The following is a 5,066-nucleotide window of genomic DNA, read 5'->3' as shown; positions in this document are numbered from 1 at the left end:
GCATTGTGCCGCAGGGTCAGTCCGGCTAGCGTCCACAGCACGCCGCTGATGATCGCACCGCCTCCGGCCACGCCCAGCAGCGCATGCGGCCCCAGGTCGATGAAGAAGGGCAGGGCCACCGCGGTGCCGAGCCCGATCACGCCGGAGGCTGTCCAGTCCCGGGCAAGCACGGAGCGGCGTCGCACGGCCAGTCCGAGGTAGAGTTCTGCGGCGCCGGCAAGACCCAGGCCGAGGGCTCCTATGACACCGAACACCAGGTTGCTGGAGAGCAGTCCGACGGCGACGCCGGTTCCGGTCAGTACCGCGCCGGCGGCCGCGAGGACCTTGGCCGTCCCATGCCCGTGCGGCAGGCCGGTCTTTTTGACGCTCCAGATCAGGACCAGCCCGGTAGCCAACAGGTAGACCCCACCGGCCCAGCCCATGCCGGCCACGGGGGGTGCCGCCCAGAACACTGTTACGGCGCCGAAGGCCAGGGCGATCGCGGCCCGGATCACAACGGGCTTCCACAGATCCGGGGCGGCGGGCAGGRCAATTGTGGCCTGGGGGTCAGCGGGGAGAGTCACCTGCCCAGTTTAGTGGCTGCATGATCCGGTGCGCGCCGGGCGGGCGTCAGCGTGCTCCCAGCAGCATCCACCGGTCGGTCCGCGCCCGGAGCCCCAGCGTGAGGGCACGCGCCAGCATGTAGCCGAGCGAGAAGGCGGCCCAGAGCCATAGCAGCGCGGCCCCGCCGTCGAGCCCGGAAAGCCGGACCGCCAGCAGGAGCGGGAGGTACACGGCCAGGTTCACGACGCCGGCAAGGGCCAGGTACCGGGCGTCGCCGGCGCCAATCAGCACCCCGTCGAGGACAAAAACGTAGCCGGCGATCGGCTGTCCGGCGGCGACCACCCACAAGGCCACGGTCAACGCCGCCTGGACGCCCGGATCGGAGGTGAAGAGGGCACCCGCCCAGGGCGCCCCGACGGCCAGGAGGATCCCTGTAAGCACTCCAAAGCCCAGTCCCCAGCGGGTCATGGTGCCGGTAAGGTCGCGTACCGCCTCCCTGCGGCCGGCACCGAGCTCCTTACCAATGAGCGCCTGGGCGGCGATGGCCAGCGCGTCGAGGGCAAAGGCCAGGAAGGTGAAGACGGTCATGGCCAGCTGGTGGGCCGCCAGGTTCACCGGCCCCTGCGCCGTGGCGACAACCACCGTGGCAAGAATCGCCACCCGCAGGCTCAGCGTGCGCAGCATCAGCCAGGAGCCCACTGTGGCCAGGGCCCGGATCCCGGCCCACGCGGGGCGCAGGGATACCCCGTGGCTGCGGGCATTGCGCTGCACCATGACGACATACACCAGGGCCATGGCCCACTGGGCGACGCTGGTGCCCAGGGCAGAGCCGGCCACCGACAGCCGCAATCCATAGACCAGGAAGAGGTTCAACAGGATATTGACGGTGAATCCGGCGGCGGCGACGGCCAGCGGCGTCCGGGTGTCCTGCAGCCCGCGGAGCACCCCGGTGCCGGCAAAGATCAGGAGCATGGCGACCAGCCCGGGCATGGACCAGCGCAGGTAGTCCACGGCAAACGCGCGGACCTCCCCGCTGGCACCCATCAGGTCCATAAGCGGCTCGGCGGCGCTGAAGCCGGCGGCCGCCAGGACCAGGCCCAGCAGCAGCGCCAGCCAAACACCATCCCGGCCGGCGGCCAGGGCCTTGGGCAGCTGGCCGTTGCCGATCGCCCGCGCCACGGCGGGGGTCGTGGAATACGCGAGGAACACCATCAGGCCCACCGCGGTGTGCAGCACGGCCGACGCCAGGCCGACGCCGGCGAGCTGCGCCACCCCCAAATGGCCGACGATCGCGGAATCCGCCAGCAGGAACAACGGCTCGGCGATCAGCGCACCGAAGGCCGGGACGGCGAGCCGGAGGATTTCCCGGCGCCGGCGGGAGCTGGACGGGGCGATCGCGGACGACGTGGCGGAGTCTGGCACGGAACCACCCTAGCCGCAGCCCGGGAGTCGCGGGACGACACTTTACTTGACTTTTCAACTATCCGCCGGAACACTAGAAGTTGAATATTCAAGTAATTACCCGGCATTCCCCGCCGTTTCCAAACGACAGATCGGTATCCCCATGAACCAGTCCTCGCTCACGACCACGGCCCGCACGGTCCTTCGCATTGCCACCGGCTTCCTCTTTGCAGCCCATGGCTGGCAAAAGTTCAACGAATTCACCATCCCGGGAACGCAGGCAGCGTTCGCCCAGATGKGAGTCCCGGCTGCCGATGTCGCCGCCCCGGTCATTGCGGTCCTGGAACTCGTCGGCGGCATCGCCCTGATCCTGGGTGTCCTGACCCGCGTTTTTGGCGTCCTGCTTGCCGTTGACATGCTCGGCGCCCTGTTCCTGGTCCATGCCCCGGCTGGCATATTCGTCGCCACGGGCGGATTCGAACTGGTGCTCCTCCTTGCCGCCGCAGCCCTCGCCGTGGCGCTCGTGGGCGCGGGCAAGGTCTCCGTGGACCGGGCCGTCTTCGGCCGGCCCGGCTCCAAGCTGAGCGTCCTGGCCTAAGCACGCACACTGCGCAGGGCGCGACGGCGGGCGGTCACCTTGGGTGGCCGCCCGCCGTCGTTCGCGGGCAAGGGYTGCCGCCGCCATATGGCGTCCGGCGGCGCGAATGTGTCGGCGGCCTGCGCCGGCCGGCTCCTGCGTCAGTACACTCGCTTCCATGAGCGAGACTTCCCCCAACGCCGTTACCTTGCGGTTCCTGGCCGCCCCCACCGACGTCGGTCACAGCGGCTCCGTGGACGCCGGAACGGTCCTGGAGTGGGTGGACAAGGCCGCCTATGCCGCCGCCGTCGGGTGGGCGAAGACCTACTGCGTGACCGCCTACGTGGGCAACATCCATTTCGCTGATCCGGTCAACAGCGGCGACATGGTCGAGGTCACGGCCACCATCGTGTACACCGGCCGSTCCTCGATGCAYATCCGSRCCGTGGTCTCCTCGAGCGACCCGAAAGGCGGCCCGGCCACCATGCGCAGCCAGTGCATGGTCATCTTCGTGGCCGTCGGGGAGGACGGCAAGCCCATCCCTGTACCGCAGTTTGAGCCGACCACGCCGGAGGAAGTCGAGCAGCGCGATCATGCGCTGGCCCGGATCAAGGTCAGGGACGACATCGTCCAGGCCATGAGCGGGCAGGAATACACCGACGCCGGGACGGCCGAGCGCGTCACGCTTCGGTTTATGGCCGCGCCCACCGATGTGAACTGGGGCGGCAAGGTCCACGGCGGAATCGTCATGAAGTGGATCGATGAGGCAGCCTACGTCTGCGCCTCCCGCTACTCCGGCAAGGACACCGTGGCGGTGTTCTCCGGGGGCGTGCGGTTCTACCGGCCGCTGCTGATCGGCCACCTAGTGGAAGTCGAGGCCCGGCTGGTTTACACGGGGACGAAAGGCATGCACATTGCTGTCCACGTCCGCTCAGGTGACCCCAAGGGGCACGAGCTGAACCTGACGACGTATTGTCTGACCGTGATGGTGGCCCGCGATGACAGCGGCACGTCCGTTCCGATCCCGCAGTGGGTTCCAGTCTCAGATGAGGACAAGAGGCTCCATGCGCACGCCCGGGAGCTGCTGGAGATCCGGGGCCGGGCACCCGGGAACCGACTCCCGAACCACCTGCTGTAGGCCCCGGAGCCCTGCCGGACGGGGTCCGGCAGGGCCGGGCCGGTTAGAAGCCTCCGCCGCCGCCGGCGTCCCCGGCCATGTTGGCGAAGCGCGAGTAGTGGCCCTGGAAGGCCACCACGATGTCCTTCGTGGGACCGTTACGGTGCTTGGCGATGAGGATGTCGGCCTCGCCGGCGCGCGGGGACTCCTTGTCGTACACGTCCTCGCGGTGCAGCAGGATGACCATGTCGGCGTCCTGCTCGATGGAACCGGACTCACGCAGGTCAGAGACCATGGGGCGCTTGTCCTGGCGCTGCTCGGAACCACGGTTCAGCTGTGAAAGAGCGATCACGGGAACCTGGAGTTCCTTGGCCAGGAGCTTCAGGGCGCGGGAGAATTCCGAGACTTCCTGCTGGCGGGACTCCACCTTCTTGCCCGAGCTCATGAGCTGCAGGTAGTCGAGGATGACCAGCTTGAGATCGTGCTGCTGCTTGAGCCTGCGGCATTTGGCCCGGATTTCCATCAGCGACATGTTGGGGCTGTCATCGATGAAGAGCGGGGCGTCGTTCATCCGGCCCATGGTGGTGGCGATCTTGGACCACTGCTCGTCCTTGATGGTGCCCTTGCGCAGATCCTGCAGCCCAATGGTGGCCTCGGCGGACAGCAGTCGCATCGCGATCTCGTTCCGGCCCATCTCGAGCGAGAACATCACGGTGGCGAGGTTGTTCTTGATCGCGGCCGAGCGGGCAAAGTCCAGCGCGAAGGTGGACTTACCGACGGCCGGACGGGCGGCAATGACGATCATCTGGCCCGGGTGCAGGCCGTGGGTCAGCTCATCCAGCTCGTAGAAACCGGTGGGAACGCCCACCATGCCCTCGCCGCGGTGCCCGGACGCCTCGATCTCATCCACCGTGGACTCCATCACGTCCTTCAGGACCACGTAGTCCTCGGCCGTGCGGCGCTCGGCGACGGCGTAGACCTCGGCCTGGGCCTGGTTGACCAGGTCCTCCACCTCGCCGTCCTGCCCGTAGCCGAGCTGGACGATTTTGGTGCCGGCGTTGACCAGCCGGCGCAGGACGGCGCGCTCGGCCACGATCTCGGCGTAATAGCCGGCGTTGGCGGCGGTGGGGACCGTCTGGATCAGCTCATGAAGGTAGGCCGGACCGCCGATGCGGTTGACCTCGCCGCGTTTGGTCAGTTCGTCCGAGACGGTGACGGCGTCGGCGGGCTCGCCGCGGCCGTAGAGGTCGATGATGGCCTCGTAGATGGTTTCATGGGCCGGCCGGTAGAAGTCCTGGCCGCGGAGAATCTCGACAACGTCAGCGATGGCATCCTTGGACAGCATCATGCCGCCGAGCACAGACTGCTCCGCCGGTATGTCCTGCGGGGGCTTGCGGCTTCCCTCGGCTCCCCGAGTGCCCTCAACCG

Annotated in this window: 5 protein-coding genes; 2 read left to right on the top strand and 3 right to left on the bottom strand. The window is 68.2% G+C overall.

Annotated features, from left to right (window positions below):
• Positions 1-563, bottom strand: a 563-nt coding sequence (locus AC1DHD_RS14290) for a hypothetical protein (RefSeq protein ID WP_476880346.1), incomplete at its 3' end; no start/stop codon positions are given.
• A 46-nt stretch (positions 564-609) separates the two neighbouring features.
• A complete protein-coding gene (locus tag AC1DHD_RS14285; protein ID WP_476880345.1) occupies positions 610-1,965 on the bottom strand; it encodes an MATE family efflux transporter in 1,356 nt (451 codons plus the stop codon).
• 142 nt (positions 1,966-2,107) lie between these two features.
• On the opposite strand from AC1DHD_RS14285, the gene AC1DHD_RS14280 reads away from it, so the two are divergent.
• Together AC1DHD_RS14280 and AC1DHD_RS14275 are read left to right on the top strand one after the other, a co-directional pair.
• Positions 2,108-2,542: a DoxX family protein gene (locus tag AC1DHD_RS14280; RefSeq protein WP_476880344.1), complete on the top strand. Its 435-nt coding sequence runs from the start codon at positions 2,108-2,110 to the stop codon at positions 2,540-2,542.
• A gap of 157 nt (positions 2,543-2,699) precedes the next feature.
• Positions 2,700-3,659 carry an acyl-CoA thioesterase gene (locus AC1DHD_RS14275; protein ID WP_476880343.1) on the top strand — a complete coding sequence of 320 codons (960 nt, stop codon included), beginning with the start codon at positions 2,700-2,702 and terminating at the stop codon, positions 3,657-3,659.
• Positions 3,660-3,702: 43 nt separating this feature from the next.
• On the opposite strand, the gene dnaB is transcribed toward AC1DHD_RS14275, so the two are convergent.
• A partial coding sequence (gene dnaB / locus AC1DHD_RS14270; RefSeq protein WP_476880342.1) for a replicative DNA helicase occupies positions 3,703-5,066 on the bottom strand: 1,364 nt, incomplete at its 5' end.

Source organism: Arthrobacter sp. 05L45_2 (genome assembly GCF_056397525.1).
The sequence above is the reverse complement of the archived record's forward strand: the minus strand, read 5'-3'. Positions and strand labels throughout refer to the sequence as shown.